This is a genomic window from Streptomyces sp. NPDC019937 (genome assembly GCF_040631655.1).
GTDB lineage: Bacteria > Actinomycetota > Actinomycetes > Streptomycetales > Streptomycetaceae > Streptomyces.
The window spans coordinates 1-1,011 of record NZ_JBEYAL010000120.1; the positions used below are offsets into that span (position 1 = coordinate 1).

The following is a 1,011-nucleotide window of genomic DNA, read 5'->3' on the forward strand; positions in this document are numbered from 1 at the left end:
CAGGGCATGGATCTGTCTGCGTTCGTGGTGTTCTCCTCCGCGGCGGGGACGTTGGGCAGTGCGGGTCAGGGGAGTTATGCGGCGGGGAATGCGTTCCTGGATGCGTTGGTGCGGTACCGGCGTGATCGGGGTCTGCCGGGTGTGTCGTTGGCGTGGGGGCCGTGGGATCAGCCTGACGGCATGGTCGGTGAGCTGAGCGCCGCCGATCGGGAGCGGATGCACCGCTCGGGATTCCCGCCCCTGTCCACCGAGCAGGGTGTGGCGCTGTTCGACGCCACGGTGGGGGCTGAGGATCCCGTGATGTTCCCGGTGCGGCTGGATCTGTCGGCGCTGCGGGCTCGTGGTGAGGTGCCGCCGCTGTTGCGCGGACTGATCCGTACGCGCCGTACGGCCGGACGGATTGTGTCCACCGGGCTTGTGCAGCGGGAGGTGTTGCTGGATCTGGTGCGAAATCAGGTCGCGGCGGTGCTGGGGCACGAGAGTGCCACGGTGGTGGACCCCGCCCACGCGTTCCGTGATCTCGGGTTCGACTCGTTGATGGGTGTGGAGCTGCGTGACGGGCTGAGTGCGGCGACAGGGTTGCGGCTTCCGGCGACGCTGGTGTTCGACTACCCGACTGCTCAGGCCCTCGTGGAGCATCTGTTTGATGAGTTGGTGGGGTCGGATACGGGTGTGTCGCCGCCAGTTGCTGCGCTGCCGTCGGTCGCGGATGATCCGGTGGTGATCGTGGGGATGGCTTGCCGGTACCCGGGCGGAGTGTCGTCTCCGGAACAGTTGTGGCAGCTGGTGATGGCAGGGGCGGACGCGATTGGCGATTTCCCCGCTGACCGGGGCTGGGACCTGGGGAGGCTTTACCACCCGGATCCCGGTCATCCGGGCACGTCCTCGACCCATTCGGGTGGCTTCCTCCAGGACCCGGGTGAGTTTGATGCGGCGTTTTTTGGGATGAGTCCGCGTGAGGCGTTGGCGACTGATGCGCAGCAGCGGTTGTTGTTGGAGACGGTGTGGGAG

The 1,011-nt window shown here is 67.0% G+C and carries 1 protein-coding gene; it reads left to right on the top strand.

What is annotated here, in order from left to right:
- Window positions 1-1,011 (top strand): beta-ketoacyl synthase N-terminal-like domain-containing protein (locus tag ABZ562_RS41120; protein ID WP_361490584.1); only part of this gene is annotated, 1,011 nt, incomplete at both ends.